The organism is Chitinivorax sp. PXF-14 (genome assembly GCF_040812015.1).
Lineage (GTDB): Bacteria > Pseudomonadota > Gammaproteobacteria > Burkholderiales > SCOH01 > JBFNXJ01.
Genome location: NZ_JBFNXJ010000027.1, coordinates 1 through 13,776, shown reverse-complemented (window position 1 = coordinate 13,776; position 13,776 = coordinate 1). Strand labels below are relative to the sequence as shown.

At 64.9% G+C, this 13,776-nt stretch carries 26 protein-coding genes, 1 other RNA gene and 1 pseudogene; 27 read left to right on the top strand and 1 reads right to left on the bottom strand.

Annotated features, from left to right (window positions below; translation table 11 throughout):
* Positions 1-349 (top strand): hypothetical protein (locus ABWL39_RS20510; protein WP_367795987.1); only part of this gene is annotated, 349 nt, incomplete at its 5' end.
* Positions 350-352: 3 nt separating this feature from the next.
* Complete coding sequence (locus tag ABWL39_RS20505; protein WP_367795984.1) at positions 353-739, top strand: hypothetical protein; 387 nt, start codon at positions 353-355, stop codon at positions 737-739.
* Here ABWL39_RS20505 and ABWL39_RS20500 read toward each other — a convergent pair.
* On the bottom strand, positions 719-913 hold the full coding sequence (locus ABWL39_RS20500) for a hypothetical protein (RefSeq protein ID WP_367795981.1): 195 nt from the start codon (positions 911-913) through the stop codon (positions 719-721). The genes ABWL39_RS20505 and ABWL39_RS20500 overlap by 21 nt on opposite strands.
* A gap of 98 nt (positions 914-1,011) precedes the next feature.
* On the opposite strand from ABWL39_RS20500, the gene ABWL39_RS20495 reads away from it, so the two are divergent.
* From ABWL39_RS20495 to ABWL39_RS20375, 25 genes and pseudogenes are all read left to right on the top strand, one after another.
* Complete coding sequence (locus tag ABWL39_RS20495) at positions 1,012-3,159, top strand: DNA-binding protein (RefSeq protein WP_367795978.1); 2,148 nt, start codon at positions 1,012-1,014, stop codon at positions 3,157-3,159.
* 30 nt (positions 3,160-3,189) lie between these two features.
* On the top strand, positions 3,190-3,942 hold the full coding sequence (locus ABWL39_RS20490; protein WP_367795975.1) for an AAA family ATPase: 753 nt from the start codon (positions 3,190-3,192) through the stop codon (positions 3,940-3,942).
* A gap of 1 nt (position 3,943) precedes the next feature.
* Positions 3,944-4,558 (top strand): hypothetical protein, encoded by a 615-nt coding sequence (locus ABWL39_RS20485; RefSeq protein ID WP_367795972.1) that lies wholly within the window; start codon positions 3,944-3,946, stop codon positions 4,556-4,558.
* The gene (locus ABWL39_RS20480; protein ID WP_367795969.1) at positions 4,542-4,892 is read left to right on the top strand and encodes a LacI family transcriptional regulator; all 351 of its coding nucleotides are present in this window, start codon (positions 4,542-4,544) and stop codon (positions 4,890-4,892) included. The genes ABWL39_RS20485 and ABWL39_RS20480 overlap by 17 nt, the downstream gene beginning before the upstream one ends.
* Positions 4,882-5,184: a hypothetical protein gene (locus ABWL39_RS20475; protein ID WP_367795966.1), complete on the top strand. Its 303-nt coding sequence runs from the start codon at positions 4,882-4,884 to the stop codon at positions 5,182-5,184. Before ABWL39_RS20480 ends, ABWL39_RS20475 begins: the two co-directional genes overlap by 11 nt.
* Positions 5,185-5,463, top strand: a complete 279-nt coding sequence (locus tag ABWL39_RS20470; protein WP_367795963.1) for a hypothetical protein — start codon at positions 5,185-5,187, stop codon at positions 5,461-5,463.
* Entirely contained in the window at positions 5,460-5,648 is a 189-nt protein-coding gene (locus tag ABWL39_RS20465; RefSeq protein WP_367795960.1) for a hypothetical protein, read from the top strand. Before ABWL39_RS20470 ends, ABWL39_RS20465 begins: the two co-directional genes overlap by 4 nt.
* The gene (locus ABWL39_RS20460) at positions 5,645-6,130 is read left to right on the top strand and encodes a hypothetical protein (RefSeq protein WP_367795957.1); all 486 of its coding nucleotides are present in this window, start codon (positions 5,645-5,647) and stop codon (positions 6,128-6,130) included. The genes ABWL39_RS20465 and ABWL39_RS20460 overlap by 4 nt, the downstream gene beginning before the upstream one ends.
* On the top strand, positions 6,120-6,488 hold the full coding sequence (locus ABWL39_RS20455; RefSeq protein ID WP_367795954.1) for a hypothetical protein: 369 nt from the start codon (positions 6,120-6,122) through the stop codon (positions 6,486-6,488). Before ABWL39_RS20460 ends, ABWL39_RS20455 begins: the two co-directional genes overlap by 11 nt.
* Positions 6,488-7,099 (top strand): DUF3164 family protein, encoded by a 612-nt coding sequence (locus tag ABWL39_RS20450; RefSeq protein ID WP_367795993.1) that lies wholly within the window; start codon positions 6,488-6,490, stop codon positions 7,097-7,099. The genes ABWL39_RS20455 and ABWL39_RS20450 overlap by 1 nt, the downstream gene beginning before the upstream one ends.
* Entirely contained in the window at positions 7,099-7,326 is a 228-nt protein-coding gene (locus tag ABWL39_RS20445) for a hypothetical protein (RefSeq protein ID WP_367795951.1), read from the top strand. The genes ABWL39_RS20450 and ABWL39_RS20445 overlap by 1 nt, the downstream gene beginning before the upstream one ends.
* A gap of 57 nt (positions 7,327-7,383) precedes the next feature.
* Complete coding sequence (locus tag ABWL39_RS20440) at positions 7,384-7,659, top strand: HU family DNA-binding protein (RefSeq protein WP_367795948.1); 276 nt, start codon at positions 7,384-7,386, stop codon at positions 7,657-7,659.
* Positions 7,659-7,723: hammerhead ribozyme type II (locus tag ABWL39_RS20435), an RNA gene on the top strand. Before ABWL39_RS20440 ends, ABWL39_RS20435 begins: the two co-directional genes overlap by 1 nt.
* Before the next feature lie 253 nt (positions 7,724-7,976).
* Entirely contained in the window at positions 7,977-8,240 is a 264-nt protein-coding gene (locus tag ABWL39_RS20430; protein ID WP_367795945.1) for a hypothetical protein, read from the top strand.
* Positions 8,233-9,150: a KilA-N domain-containing protein gene (locus ABWL39_RS20425; protein WP_367795942.1), complete on the top strand. Its 918-nt coding sequence runs from the start codon at positions 8,233-8,235 to the stop codon at positions 9,148-9,150. Before ABWL39_RS20430 ends, ABWL39_RS20425 begins: the two co-directional genes overlap by 8 nt.
* Before the next feature lie 61 nt (positions 9,151-9,211).
* Positions 9,212-9,634: a gp16 family protein gene (locus ABWL39_RS20420; protein WP_367795939.1), complete on the top strand. Its 423-nt coding sequence runs from the start codon at positions 9,212-9,214 to the stop codon at positions 9,632-9,634.
* Positions 9,631-10,047, top strand: a complete 417-nt coding sequence (locus tag ABWL39_RS20415) for a Mor transcription activator family protein (protein WP_367795936.1) — start codon at positions 9,631-9,633, stop codon at positions 10,045-10,047. Before ABWL39_RS20420 ends, ABWL39_RS20415 begins: the two co-directional genes overlap by 4 nt.
* 161 nt (positions 10,048-10,208) lie before the next feature.
* Positions 10,209-10,541, top strand: coding sequence for a putative holin (locus ABWL39_RS20410; protein WP_367795990.1), 333 nt, complete (start codon positions 10,209-10,211; stop codon positions 10,539-10,541).
* Between the two features lie 2 nt (positions 10,542-10,543).
* Entirely contained in the window at positions 10,544-11,173 is a 630-nt protein-coding gene (locus tag ABWL39_RS20405) for a transglycosylase SLT domain-containing protein (RefSeq protein WP_367795933.1), read from the top strand.
* On the top strand, positions 11,170-11,811 hold the full coding sequence (locus ABWL39_RS20400) for a hypothetical protein (protein ID WP_367795930.1): 642 nt from the start codon (positions 11,170-11,172) through the stop codon (positions 11,809-11,811). The genes ABWL39_RS20405 and ABWL39_RS20400 overlap by 4 nt, the downstream gene beginning before the upstream one ends.
* Positions 11,808-12,125, top strand: a complete 318-nt coding sequence (locus ABWL39_RS20395; RefSeq protein WP_367795927.1) for a TraR/DksA C4-type zinc finger protein — start codon at positions 11,808-11,810, stop codon at positions 12,123-12,125. Before ABWL39_RS20400 ends, ABWL39_RS20395 begins: the two co-directional genes overlap by 4 nt.
* Complete coding sequence (locus tag ABWL39_RS20390; protein WP_367795924.1) at positions 12,122-12,484, top strand: hypothetical protein; 363 nt, start codon at positions 12,122-12,124, stop codon at positions 12,482-12,484. Before ABWL39_RS20395 ends, ABWL39_RS20390 begins: the two co-directional genes overlap by 4 nt.
* The gene (locus tag ABWL39_RS20385) at positions 12,481-12,735 is read left to right on the top strand and encodes a hypothetical protein (RefSeq protein WP_367795921.1); all 255 of its coding nucleotides are present in this window, start codon (positions 12,481-12,483) and stop codon (positions 12,733-12,735) included. Before ABWL39_RS20390 ends, ABWL39_RS20385 begins: the two co-directional genes overlap by 4 nt.
* The gene (locus ABWL39_RS20380) at positions 12,735-13,217 is read left to right on the top strand and encodes a DUF1804 family protein (RefSeq protein WP_367795918.1); all 483 of its coding nucleotides are present in this window, start codon (positions 12,735-12,737) and stop codon (positions 13,215-13,217) included. Before ABWL39_RS20385 ends, ABWL39_RS20380 begins: the two co-directional genes overlap by 1 nt.
* A pseudogene (locus ABWL39_RS20375) lies at positions 13,204-13,776 on the top strand (hypothetical protein); the annotation flags it as partial. The gene ABWL39_RS20380 and the pseudogene ABWL39_RS20375, both read left to right, overlap by 14 nt.

Sequence of the window (13,776 nt, the reverse complement as noted above, 5' to 3'; positions counted from 1 at the left end):
GCTGAAGACCTATTACCGCTGGATCAGCGAGTGCTCGATGCCGGTGAACCGTATCCGTCAGTTCGAGACACTGTGCGGGGCGAGCTTTGTCAGCGATTACCTGGCCTTGGCCGGCGGCAAGATGGTGATCGACATGCCGACCGGCAAGCGCGCCGACGAGCGTGACCTGGCGGAGCTGCAGGCGCTGACGGCACGGGCGATCGCCTTGCTGATCGACTTTTACGCCGGGCACGCGGCGCTGGGTGAGACGAGCGAGGCGCTGAACGGGGTGTTGACCGGCTGGAGCTTTCACCGCGCGAACGTGGTGAAGCTGGCTGAGCCGGAACTCGATTTCAATCAGGGGGAGTAAGTCATGCGTAACAAAGTACAGCCGGCATTTTTGCAGCGAATTCGGGCACGTCGCGTGCAGGTGGCGGCGCCCTCTTCGGGTAGCAACCTTGACGTGTTTATGAAAGGTCGCATTGAGGCTGCGGAACGCCGGGCGGCGCAGCGCAGAGGCGACCCGTTTGGGATGGGCCTCTGCCAGCCTCCTGCGGGTTGGGAGGTCAGATCGCGGTCAAATTGTCAGCCAAACGACAAGCAGCCCTGGCTGCAGATAGCTGACGAAGCCGCCGTGGTGTTGGAGCGCTGGCGAGATTGCCCCCCTGACGTGATGGCGGATGGCTTGGCTGCGGCATTGATGTCCCAAGTGCCGCCGCCGTTGGCTATTCAGGCCTTGTCATCCGCGATCGGCAAGTAAGGCAGTCAGATGTTGAAACACGGCTTCCTGCGCCTTAGTCACGGCGCTGTGCTCGATGGAAAAGCCGTTCTGAGACGCGAATTGCTGCCTCGATACGATTTCCTTGTTGTCGACCATGAGGCGGGTCAGCTCCACCGACAGTTTCAACAGTTCCAATTTCGTTGTTTCGTTCATGAGGGCCTCTTTGTGATGTGGATGGATACGCAGATGTCTAGCCTGCCCGGCCATTCTAGCGGATCGGGGAGTGCCCTCACCTCTAACGGAGTCGCAGTATGAGTGGGGTGGACGTGAAGCCCTATTACGGCGCAGCAGAACTGGCGGGAATGGTGCTACCAGGGCTGCCACGGGCGGTTAAGAACGTGATTGCCAAAGCAAACCGCGACGCCTGGGCCTTCCGTCCGCGCAGCGGTCGCGGCGGCGGTGTCGAGTACGCCTTCGACAGCCTGCCGGCCGAGGTGCAGGCCACCATCAAGCAGCGCGCCGCCGCCCAGTTGCTGGCCTCGCGCCAGGCGCTGGACCTGTCGGCCGCGCCGCCGGTACGCCGCAACTACAACGGCACGCAACTGGAGCTGCCGCTGACCGATAAGGACCTGTCGGCCGCCGATGCACGCAAGGGTGTATTGCTGGCGATCGAGCGGCTGCAGGCGGTGACGGGTTGCACGCTCGAGGCGGCACTGGTGACGCTGGTGACGCGGGCGCAGGCCGGCGAGGTCGAGCCGATGCTGATGGCGCAACTGAAGGCGGGGCGCGATCCGCGCGGTAAGGTCAAAAGCGAGCTGCCGTCGGTGCGTACGTTGAAACGCTGGCTGGCCGCCAGCAAGCGCAACGATCTGGTGCCCAAGCGCAACCGGCCTGACGAGTCGCTGCCGCCGTGGGCAAAGGCGTTGCTTGATGCCTACCGGAAGCCAAGCAAGCCGACGGTGGAGACTGCCTGGCGCGAGCTGTGTGTCGATATCGAGCTGGGCTTGGTGCAGCTGCCGGACGGCTGCGCTGCACCCTCGATCCATCAGGCGCGTCGGCTGCTGAAGAGGCTGCCGGCCGACCTGCTGTATCGAGGTCGGCATACGGGAGCGGCACTCAAGGCCTTGCTGCCCTATGTCAAGCGCGACTGGTCGGTGATGCGGCCGAACGATGTGTGGGTCGGTGATGGCCACGGCCTCAAGGCCAAGGTGGCGCACCCGGATCATGGCAAGCCTTTCGTGCCCGAGGTCACGTTGGTGCTCGATGGCGCGAGCCGCATGATCGTGGGCTGGAGCCTGTCGCTGTCGGAGAACCAGATCGCGGTCGGCGATGCGATCCGCTTCGCTGTGAAGCAATACGGCAAGGCGCTGATCTACTACTCGGACAACGGCGCGGGTCAGACGGCCAAGACGCTCGATGACCCGCTGCTGGGCTGCCTGCCGCGACTCGGCATCCATCACGAGACGGGCATCCCCGGCAATCCGCAGGGACGCGGCATCGTCGAGCGTGCGCACCAGACGGTGCTGTTGCGGCTGGCCGAGCAGTTTTCGACGTTCCACGGCAAAAAAATGGACCGGGAAACGGTGCGCAAACGCGCCAACGCGATCGACTCGGCGCTGAAGCGCGGCGAGGTGGCGCGTGAGCTGCCGACCTGGAACCAGCTGATCGATGCGCTGGAGCAGGTGGTCGATTGGTACAACCACGAGCATGAGCACTCCGGCCTGCCGAAGGTCAATGGCCGCCACTACACGCCAGCGGCTTATTACGCGGCCTATTTGACACCGGAGTGTGTCGAGCGGCCGGACGATATCGAGCTGCGCGACCTGTTCCGCCCCTATGTGCTGCGCACACCTGACCGGGGCTGGGTGAAGTTATGGAACAACGAATATTTCGCCCGCGAGCTGTCGGCCATCCCGGCCGGCGAGCAGGTGCGGGTGGGCTATGACATCCACGATGCCGCCCACGTGATCATCCGCACGCTCGACGGTGAGTTCATCTGCCTGGCGGAGTGGAGCGGCAACAAGCGCGCGGCCTTCCCGGTCGCGAACCGCGATTACCTGCATCAAAAGCGGGTCGAGCGCATCACCCGCAAGGCGCTGGGTAAGGTGGCGGATGCCGAGGCCGAATTGGCAGGCAACTACACCGTGCCGGCGCTGACGGTGGCCGAGTCCATCGTGATCCCGACGGTCGGCGAATTCAAGCGCGCCGAGCTGGTGGCGGCCGAGCCGGCCGACACGCCACAGGCGCAGCAACAGGATGCGGAGGTAGTCGAACTGGTAACACCTGAACAGAAGCTCGCGCGCTGGCTGGCGCTCGACGGTGAGATCAGGTTGTCCGGGGAGATTCGCAACGATGAGGACCGGCGGTTTTGGGTGAACTACCAGAAATCGCCGCAATTCAAGGCGCAGAAGCGCCATCTGGAAGACCTGGGCAAGTGGCCGCTTGCCCAGGAGGTGTAACGCAACAGCAGTCAACGAGAAGGATTATCCATGTCCGAAGCAAGCAGCGTCAATGTTAATGCAGTTAACGGCATCGCCCGGATCGGCAACCTGCAGCTGTGCCAGATCGCGCTGACCAGCGCGATGGATCGCAGCCAGAACCTGCCCGGCCTGGTGGTGTTTTCCGGGCCGTCAGGTTGGGGCAAGAGCATGTCGGCGATGTACGTCGCCAACTCCGCCCGTGCCTTTTATGTGCAGGCCAAATCGGCCTGGACGAAAAAACACTTCCTGCGCGCCATCCTGTTTGAGATGGACATCAATGTCACCCCCGCGGTGACGATTGCCGAGATGGTAGACCAGATCGGCGAGGAGCTGGCAGCCAGCCGGCGACCGCTGATCATCGACGAGATGGACCACATCGTCGATCGCAACATGGTCGAGCTGGTGCGTGATCTGTACGAGAGCAGCCAGTCGCCCATCCTGTTGATCGGCGAAGAGGGCTTGCCGACCAAGCTCAAGCGCTGGGAGCGATTCCATGGCCGCGTGCTGGCATGGGTGCAGGCGCAGCCGGTGAACCAGGACGATGCGCGCGCGCTGCGTCACATCTACAGCCGCGATGTCGATATCGCCGACGATCTGCTCGACGAGGTACTCAAGGTGGCTCATGGCTCGGTGCGCCGCGTCTGCGTCAACCTCGACCTGATCCAGCGCGAGGCGCTCAATGATGGCCTCGACCGCATGGATGCCAAGGGCTGGAAGAAGCGCCCGCTGTACACCGGCGAAGCGCCAAAGCGGAGGGTATGAGATGGCAGACAATTTGCCACGCACCGGCGGGCATTCGGCTCGCCAGCGCATCTGGAATGCCGTGCGCGGCCGCCAGGAGCGGGACTGGACCATCCTCGGCATCTCGCTAGAAACCGAGCTGGATATCCGGCTGGTCAAACAGTATGTGCGCGCGCTGCGCCTCGGCGGCTTCGTCGAGCGCACCAACCCGACCGAGAATCGCAGCATCGAGGCGCGCCTGCGTCTCGTCCGCGACAACGGCCAGGAGGCCCCACGGCTCGATGACCACGGCCAGCCGACCCAGCTTGGCCTCGGCATCGAGCAGATGTGGCGGACCATGCGGCTGTGCGGCGAATTCAACTATGTCGAGCTGGCCGCCCAGGCCAGCACTGAAGCGATGCAGATCGGCGAGTCGCACGCACAGTTTTATACCCGCCTGCTGCACCGCGCGGGCTACCTGGTCGAGACCCAACCACGGCGCAAAGCCGGCCGGTGCTTCGTGCTTGCTCGCTATCGATTGCTGCCGGGGAAATACACGGGGCCGCGCCCGCCGATGAAACAGCAGTCGAAGGGGGTCTACGACCCGAACCTCAACCGCGTGGTGTGGGAGGAGGTACAGCGTGCAGACGAGTACTGAGCATGGCTGGCTCGATGTGCTGAGGGCGGCTGTACAAGGGACACCGGGCGGTGCGGCTGGCGTATCGCGCCAGCTGGTTGGCGATACGTCAAAACGCCCGGCCATCAGCCTGGCACTGGCGGGGCGCTATTTTGGCAAGCGGGAAACGTTGCAGGCCCTGGTAGAAACGCACCTGATGCAGATCGATTGCCCGCACCTGGCCGCCCCGATCTCGCCCGCCGACTGCCGCACCGTCGCGCTCTCGCGCGCACCGATACATAACCCGCTGAAAATGCGCCACTGGCAGGCCTGCCGCCGCTGTCCGATGCGCCCGGAGATGACAGATGAACAATAAACACCGTTACCACAACGGCCACATCACCCCGGCCGACCTGGTCAATGGCGCGGCGGCACTGCAGCGCGCCCTGGCTTGGCTCGATCAGCATGATTTCAAGCCGCTGATGGCCGACGTCGGTCTGTACGCCAAGCCCAGCATCACCCTGGTGCGCTCGCGCCACTGCGAGTGGCTCAAGGCCCGCCGCGGCGCCGAGGACCTAGGTGTGCAGCAGCTGGAGGGCTTCCGCGCCCGCCGTCGCTGGCAGTGTGTGGTCGAGGGGTGTTTCGTCGAGTGGACCGAGGAGATTTGAATGCAGGCGAATAGCAGCGATGCCCCGCAGGGCAAGGTGTTGAACATGGGTTTCATGGCGCGTATCAGCCTGCTGAACAGCGTGGTGCGCCGGCTGCGCGCCGCCGGCTGCCGCGTGCTCGATGAACGCCTCGAAGGGCTGCGCCCCTGCGTGCTGATCGCCAGCGCGCCTCCCGAGGGCTGGCGTATGGGCGCGGTGCAGCGCCAGCGAATGGACGACGGCTGGCGCGTGTCGGTAGTGGTCGACGAGATCGAGATCGTCTGGGGAGAGTCCGCATGAGCCATTACCTGCACCAGGCTGGCCTCGACGAGGAGACGCGCGAGAGCACGCCCAACACCACCAGCAGCCGCCACGACACGGCCGGGCAGAAGCTGCGCAACGCGGCCCGCCGCGATCTGGAATACCTGCGCGACCTGACGCCCGAGGCTGATCCGTTGTTTGTTGTTCCTAAAGGTGCAGCATGAAAACCCGTTGCCCCTGCTGCGGCGCCAGCGCCAGCCTGGACCTGCTGATCGCCAACGAGGCGACGCGCGAGGCGCTGGTAGCCGCGTTCAAGCTTGGCGGGCCGGTCGGGTCGGCGGTGGTGCGCTATTTGGCACTGTTTCGCCCGGAGCAGCGTGAATTGAGCATGGACCGGGTGGCCAAGCTGCTCGGCGAGTTGCTGCCCGACCTGCAAGCACAGCGGATCACGCGCGACGGCCAAGTTTACGACGCGCCGCTCGATGCCTGGGTGTGGGCGATCGACCAGGCGCTGGCGGCGCGCGATGCCGGCCGGCTCAAGCTGCCGTTGCGTGGCCACGGCTGGCTGTACGAGGTGATCAGCAACTGGCGGCCGCAGGCTGGCCAGCTGGTCGGCGATGGCGAGGCGCGTGGCGTGCCGGTGACAAAACCATCGCAAACGCTGGCCGGGGTCGCCGCGCTGGAGCAGTTCAAGCGTGGCGCCTGACTGGCTCAGGTGGGAGGTCGGCGAGGGCCTGCAGAAGCTGCTGTCGCTGCGGTTGCATGGGGCGCCGCCGGTCGATGCGGTACTCGGCACTGCCCAGGTCTGGCTGGAGGCGCTGATGGCGGCGCCGATCAGCTGGCAGGAGGTGCAGGACCGCCAGCGCGTGCGCACCGGGTTTGCCCGGTTGTGCATCGAGTGCGACCGCTGGCCCGCGCCGAAGCACCTGCTGCTGCAACTGCCCGATCGCCAGCCCGAGTACCCGGCGCTGCCCCACAAGATCGACACGGCAACATTAGAACGTAACCGCCAGCGGATCAGGAAAATTCTTGGCTCGCTGGCCAACAAGAAAGGAATCAAATGATGAACACAGTACCGGAAGGCTATATGGCCGATGCCAAGGGCCGGCTCACGCCGATTACCCGCATCAAGCCGATCGACATCGAGCGCGACAGCCTGGTGCAGGGGATCGTCGGCCGCGCCAAGCTGCAGAGCGACGCGCTGGCCTCGTTCAAAAAGGCGATCTTCGACGATATCGACGCCTTCGTCGAGCTGAGCGCGGAGCGCTATGGCGCCAAGCTCGGCGGCAACAAGGGCAATGTGCAGCTGACCAGCTACGACGGTAAATACAAGGTGCTGGTCGCCATCCAGGACACACTGACCTTCGACGAGGGTCTGCAGGCAGCCAAGGCGCTGGTCGATGAGTGCATCCATGAATGGGGCCAGGGCGCCGACAGCCGCATCATGTCGCTGATCAGCGATGCGTTTCAGGTCGACAAGGCCGGTTCGATCAACGCCGGGCGCATCCTCAGCCTGCGCCGCCTCAACATCGAGGACGCCAAGTGGCGCGACGCCATGGATGCGCTCAACGACGCGGTGCGTGTGCAGTACAGCAAACGCCACCTGCGCGTGTATGAGCGGGTGGGCGAGACCGAGCGCTATGAGCCGGTGGTGCTGGATTTGGCGGGGGTGTGATGGCCAGCGCAATCATCACCCTGACCGACGCAGGCGACGGCATGGACATCCACCTGCGTGCCGAGCCCGCGCTCGGCGCCGTCGACAACAGCACCGCCCACGCCGTGGCGATCAATGCCGTCGAGACGCTGCTGGCCTACTCCGATCCCATGGCCCGCATCCGCGACCTGGAGCAGCAGGTTGCAGCACTGCTCGAACGCCTAGGCGGGCGCGAGTTCGACCACTGAGGCATGTACTACCACCCGTTTTTGACCCCTGATTTCCCACCAAGAAAGGAAGCAACGATGAACAAAGCTGAACTGATCAAACACCTGGCCGATAACGCCGACGTGAGCAACAAGCAGGCCGAGGCCGTGCTGAACGCGCTGACGACCACCATCCTCGATGTGATCCAGGCCGGCGGCGAGCTGGCGATCACCGACATCGGCAAGTTCGGCAGCAGCGAGCGCGCCGAGCGTGCCGGCCGCAACCCGGCCACGGGCGAGGCAATCACCATCGCGGCCAAGCGCGTGCCGCATTTCAGCGCGGCCAAGGCCCTCAAGGACGCTGCGGCACGTTGATGCGAAACCACCCGCAAGGGTGGTCTGCCGGGCGTGGTGGCCCGGCACTGATGAGCAGCCAAGGGGGCGATATGTTGACAAGGTGTTTGATTCGGTGGCAGCCTGTTATGCAGGTGCTGAACACACCTTACACAGCAGTATCCGCGCCCCCGTCTGTGAAGCGCGGTTTTGTTTCGCCCATTGGTTTTGCTTTCATGGGCGGGATGCCCACGTCCGTAAGGCGTGGGGCTCGGCTGTGTACGAGTGTTCAACATCCCGCCCACCCCTCGCCCTTGAACAGGCGTGGTGTGGCCCCCAGCCTCACACAGGAGCAAACCATGTGCGCAACCACGCTGGCCGCAGCCAGCGGCACGCCTCATTCCAACGTTATCTACCTCGCAGAGCGCTTTCCGGCGCGCTTCGGGCCATCCAGGCCGTTGTCTCCAGAACAGGCCGCCGCCGCAGCTCGTCTCGCCGAGCTGATCAGCGATTACGTCTATACCCGCCGCAACGACAAGCGCCAGAAAACTACCCAAATTCCGGGTATCACTCATTCAAATTCCCCATTTTCCCGCAATAACAAAGGAGAACGATATGTCTGATCTCGTCCAAACCGCGCCGCTGCAATTGGCCGATATCGCCATCCGCCAGGATGCAGCCGGCCGATACTGCCTCAATGACCTACACAGGGCCGCCATCTCATCGGGTGCCAATCAGCGCGCCAAGGAGCCGGGCAAGTTTTTTGCTAGCCCGCAAACTGTTGAATTGGTTACGGAACTTAGTGATACCCAGAATTTGGGTATCACTCCCGTTAACACCGTGAAGGGGAACTTTTCAGGCGGCGTACAGCAAGGAACCTACGTCTGCAAGGAACTGGTCTACGCCTACGCCATGTGGATCAGCCCGAAGTTCCACCTCCAGGTGATTCGCGCCTATGACGCGCTACAGACGGCGGGCGGTGACGCGGTGCAGATGATGCGGCAGGAAATCGCCCAACTCCGCACTACGTTGTCGCGGCTGCACGGCGAATTGCGCCTGTATCGCCAGGAGCAGGCAGCGCAGTTGCCCGTGTTGCTGCGCGAGTGGCAAGGCATCGTGATCCGCCTGGTCAGGGTCGATGGGCAGGCATGGTTGGCTCAGGATTCGCTGGCGGCCGTCGCGCGCAGCGTTGGCTTCGTCGAGACGTATGACCTCAGTCGCAATCCACGATCGGTACTGGCCAAAGCAGGTGTGCGTGATGAGGGCTTCATCCGGACGTATAAAATCCGCGCCGTGATGGATGCCTACCGGTGTTCCGGCGTCGCGGTGCAGTTGGCCATGGACAGCCAAAGCCAGTTCATCACGGTGGTATCGCCGTTGGCGTTGACTCAGGCCGACGCCGCGCTCAAACCGTTTACCGAGTGGCTGTGGAGAGTGATCGGCGATGTCGCCAGCTTGCCGGAGTTCCTGCCGGCCGGGGTGATGGCCGGCGGTCGTAAGTCATCTCGTAAGCAGCTATCGGTGGTCAAGTAAAACCCTGCCTACAGCCCGCTCGCGGAGCGGGCTGTGAGAAGTGTTTTAACGGAGTGTACCAATGCCCACCAAATCCGACCTCGCCAAAATCCACATCGCCAAGCAGCAGCTCGGCATGGACGACGATACCTACCGCGTCATGTTGCGCAACGTCGCTGGCGTTGCCTCCAGCAAGGAGCTGTCCGCAGCAGGGCTGGCCCGCGTCATGGCTCACCTGGCGCGGCTTGGCTTCAAGCCGACACGCCATGGCCAGAAACCGCGCATGACGAAGAGCCGGCAGGCACAGATCGACAAGATCGAGGCCTTGCTGGCCGAGGCCGGTCGGCCGTGGGCCTACCTGACCTCGCATCGCCCCGGCGGCCGCTCGATGGTGCAGCGGCTGGCGCGAGTGGATGCGCTGGAGTGGGCCACTACGGATGGCCTGCGCAACATCATCGCGGCGCTGATGATCGACGCCGAGCGCAACGGGAGGCCGACGGCATGAGTCTCGACGATCTGCAGGCATTGTTGCCCGACTCGGTGCGCACCATGGCCATGATCATCGGCCTGCCCAATACGCTGCGCCTGGTCGAGCACTGGGGCGGCACCACCTTCCCGGTGGCGCAAGGGCGCAATCGCCAGGGCCAGGCGCGGGTGGCGGCGCTGGCGGAGATCATCGGCATGCCGGCAGCCGAGCGGCTGTGCAAGCACTTTGCCAACGAGGACCTGTATATCCCGATGTGCAAGGCAGCGATTATCCAGGTGCGCAACCGGGCCATCGTGCGGGACTATGCGGCCGGTGTCGGCATCAACGAGCTGGTGTTCCGGAACCGGCTCAGCGACCGGCAGATCCGTAACATCCTGAAAGTCACCGACATGACGCGGCCCGATCCGCGCCAGTTGGGGTTGTTCGGGTAGCCGGATTGCTCCACAATTCCCAGCCGTTCTACCCAAGCCCCGCTTCCTGCGGGGCTTTGTCTTTCCGCCCTGAAGCCCTTCAACCGGGCCGGCTACCGCGCAATCCCTAGACTGTGATCCATTCGATCTGTCAGATGGAGACCGCCGTGAGCCTGCCCCGCATGACGTCCTGGCTGCTTGTCAGCCTTGTCCTGTTGTTGCTGATCGCCCAGGTGGCGCCGCAGCAGTTGCCCGTGGCGCTGTACAAATTGGCGCTGATCACGCTGGCTGGCGTGGTCGGTTATCACCTCGACCGTAGTCTGTTTCCCTACGCCCGCCCCGATGGCTACCTGGCCACCGGCTGCTGGCAGACGCATCTGTGGCGCCATGGCAAGTCGGCGATGGATGCCGATCTGCCCATCGCCGATGGCTATGGCCTGGTGTTTGCCGCCGCCATGTTGCGGCGGGCCATCGTGGTTGCGGCGTGCATCATCGGCGTGGCGATGGGGCTGTGAGCATGATCCGCCTGATCGTGCTGGGTGTGCTGCTTACGGGCTGGGTGGGTACGGCCTGGGCTGGCGATGGCGCCAGGATTGCCGTGCCTGCGCAGGCGCTGCGGTACCGGGCAGAGCTGATCCGCAATGGGCGGGCGGTGTGGGGCATCGACGCGCCCACCGCCACGTTCGCCGCGCAGATCCACCAGGAAAGCCGGTGGCGGTCGGATGCGGTGAGCCCGGTGGGGGCTCAGGGGATCGCGCAATTCATGCCCGCCACCGCGAGCTGGCTCGCCGGGGCCTACCCGCAGCAGCTCGGGGAGCGCCAGCCGACCAATCCCAGTTGGGCGATGCGCGCCCTGGTCATCTACGACAAATACCTGTGGGACCGCCTCGCGGCCCGCAACGGCTGCGAGCGCATGGCCATGGCGCTGTCGGCCTACAACGGCGGGCTCGGCTGGGTGATCCGCGACAAGGCCCGCGCCCGTCAGGCCGGCGCCGACGCGTTGAGCTGGTTCGGCGCGATCGAGCGCTTTAACGCCGGCCGCGCCCGCCTCACCTGGAATGAAAACCGTGGCTACCCGCGGCTGATCCTCAAACGCTACGAGCCCGCCTACCAGGCCGTCGGCTTCGGCCAGGGAGCGTGCGCATGATGGCGCGCCTGTTGGGCTGGGTCACCGGCCTCGGCGATGGCCTGCCGGTCTGCCTGGTCGCCATCCTGCTCGCCGGCATCGCCGGTGTCGGCGCGGGCTGGCACTGGCGCTCGGCTGCGGCCGACGCCGAGGCGGCGGCGCAGATCGCCACGCTCCAGGCCGAGCAGGCCAGCCAGCATGCCGATGCCGAGCGCCAGGCGCGCGAGCGGCTGCAGGCCGAGCAGCAGCACATGCAGGCGGTTGCCGCCGAGCTGCTCGACGCGCGTGCCCAGATCGATCGCCAGCAGGCCGAACTGAAACGGAGGATCACCCATGTCACGCAAACCTATCGCCCGGCGCCTGAGGCGACGCCTGTACCCGTACCTGCTCCTGTGGTCACTTGGGGTGTTGTCCGGCTGTGGAACCGCCTCACCGCCGCCTGTGACAGGTTGCCCGCGGCCGATATTGGCGCCGGAATTGACACATCGTCCGCCGCCTGCGCGGCCGCTGGTGCCGGGATATTCGCGGACGATCTAGCCTCCGGGGTCTCCCTGGACGACATGCTGGCGCAGCTGGCCGACTACGCCGGGCGTTGCCAGGCCATCGAGGCCGGGCTCAACGCGTATATCGAGTATCACCGCAGCCAGGCCGGGCAATGAAACGCTGGGTGCTGATCGTCCCGTTCGACCCGTGTGACGGCAGCGCTCGTATCGAGATCGAGGAGGATGGAGTGTTCAGTAACAACGAGGTCGACCTGGCTGTCGAGCGCGAGCAACAAGCGCTGGATGCCAACATCCAGACCGTGCGCGCGCAACTGCCTGCCGGAACATCGGCTGAATTCTGCACGGCGTCGGATTGTGGTGCCGAGATACCGCAACAACGCCGCGATGCGGTGCCGGGCTGCCGCTATTGCATCGACTGCCAGGCGCGCCTCGAACGTGTCGGCGGCATGAATGCTCGGAGGCACGCGTGAGCCGGGAAGACATCGCACTGGGCATCGCCGTGGCCAATTTCGTGCTGACCTGGGGCGTGGCGCTTTATATGTACCTGGCCAACAAGAACAAGGCGACCAACGAGCGGATCGGCAAGCTGGAGGAAGACATCGAGGCGCGCTTCGATGTGCAGTCAGGGCAGTTGCATGCCTATGCGGAGCGCATCCAGCGCCTGGAGACCACGGCGGAATCCGCCCCCAATCACAGCGATCTGGCCAAGGTATACGAGGCAGTCAACGGCCTGTCGGCAACCGTCCACCAGCTGGTGGGCGAGAGCCGTGGCCAGACCGACACCCTGCGCCTGATCCTCAACCAGATTGCACAGAAAGGCATGAAATGACCGAGCAGGAACAGCGCAGGCGCAGCTCGCTACTGGCAACGCTCTCGTTCGAGCAGCCGGCCAGCGTGCATGACTTGCGCGCGGAAATGCAGGCAGTGCACGGGGTGGTGGCAAGCGCCGACCTGATCCGTGCCGACCTTGGCTGGCTGGCCGAAATGGGGCTGGTGCGCTGCGATGGCGATGCGGCGATGTGTACCGAACGCGGCATGGACGTGGCCCGTCGCCGCGCGCCGTTCCCTGGGGCGCTGTGATGGCGCATCCGCCGGAGAAGCGATCGCAACTGCGCGCCGCCTATATTGGCGGCCTGCCGCTGGAGCGGGCCGCCGAGCAGGTTGGCATTCCGTATGCAACGGCACGGCACTGGTTCCGTGAGGCCAAGGGTACCGCCGAGGACTGGGACAAGTTCCAGGCGGCAAGCCTGATCGTCGCGGGCGGCGGCATCGAGCAGGCGATGGGGCGGGTCATCGTGCGCGGCCTGGTCCGCGCCGAGGCCCTGCTCGAGGCGCTGGAGCATAGCGAAGATCCGTTCGAGGCGGTGCGAGCCATCGGCACCTTGGGCGATACCGTGGCCAAGCTGAAGGCGGCGGGCAAGGGCATGATGCCCGAGGCCGACCAATTGGCGATCGAGAATGCCGCGATCAAGGCGCTGACCGACCTCTTTCTGAAGATGTATCCGGCGCTCGCCGACAAGATGGTTGCTGCGGTGGAGGCCTATGCCAATGGCCAGCGGTAAGAAGCTGTCGGCCCGCCAGGCCAGTAGCGACCTGGTCGAGTTTGCGGCGCAGCTGCGCCAGCGCATCGAGGCCGAGGTCTCCGGCTTTTCGCCCGACCCGCGGGAGCGCAGCCACCGCATCGTGCAGGCGACAGATGACTTCGAGTTCTTTGTCGGCACCTACTTCCCGCATTATGTCCGCAGCCCGCACAAGTCGGAGCTGCACAAATACCTGTTCGCGCGGCTGCCGGAGATCGTCCGCAGTGACAAAAGCGAGACGGACGCGATCGCGGCGCCTCGAGGTGAAGCCAAGTCTACGCTGGTGTCGCAGCTGTTCGTGCTGTGGTGCCTGGTCACGGGCCGCAAGCGCTACCCCGTGATCGTGATGGACAGCATCGACCAGGCGTATCCGATGCTGGAGGCGATCAAGGCCGAGCTGGCGTTCAATCCCCGCCTGCAGATGGATTTCCCCGAGGCGTGTGGCCAGGGGCGCGTCTGGCAGGCCGGCACGATCGTCACGCGCAACGATGCCAAGGTGCAGGTGGCCGGCTCAGGCAAGAAGCTGCGCGGTCTGCGCCAT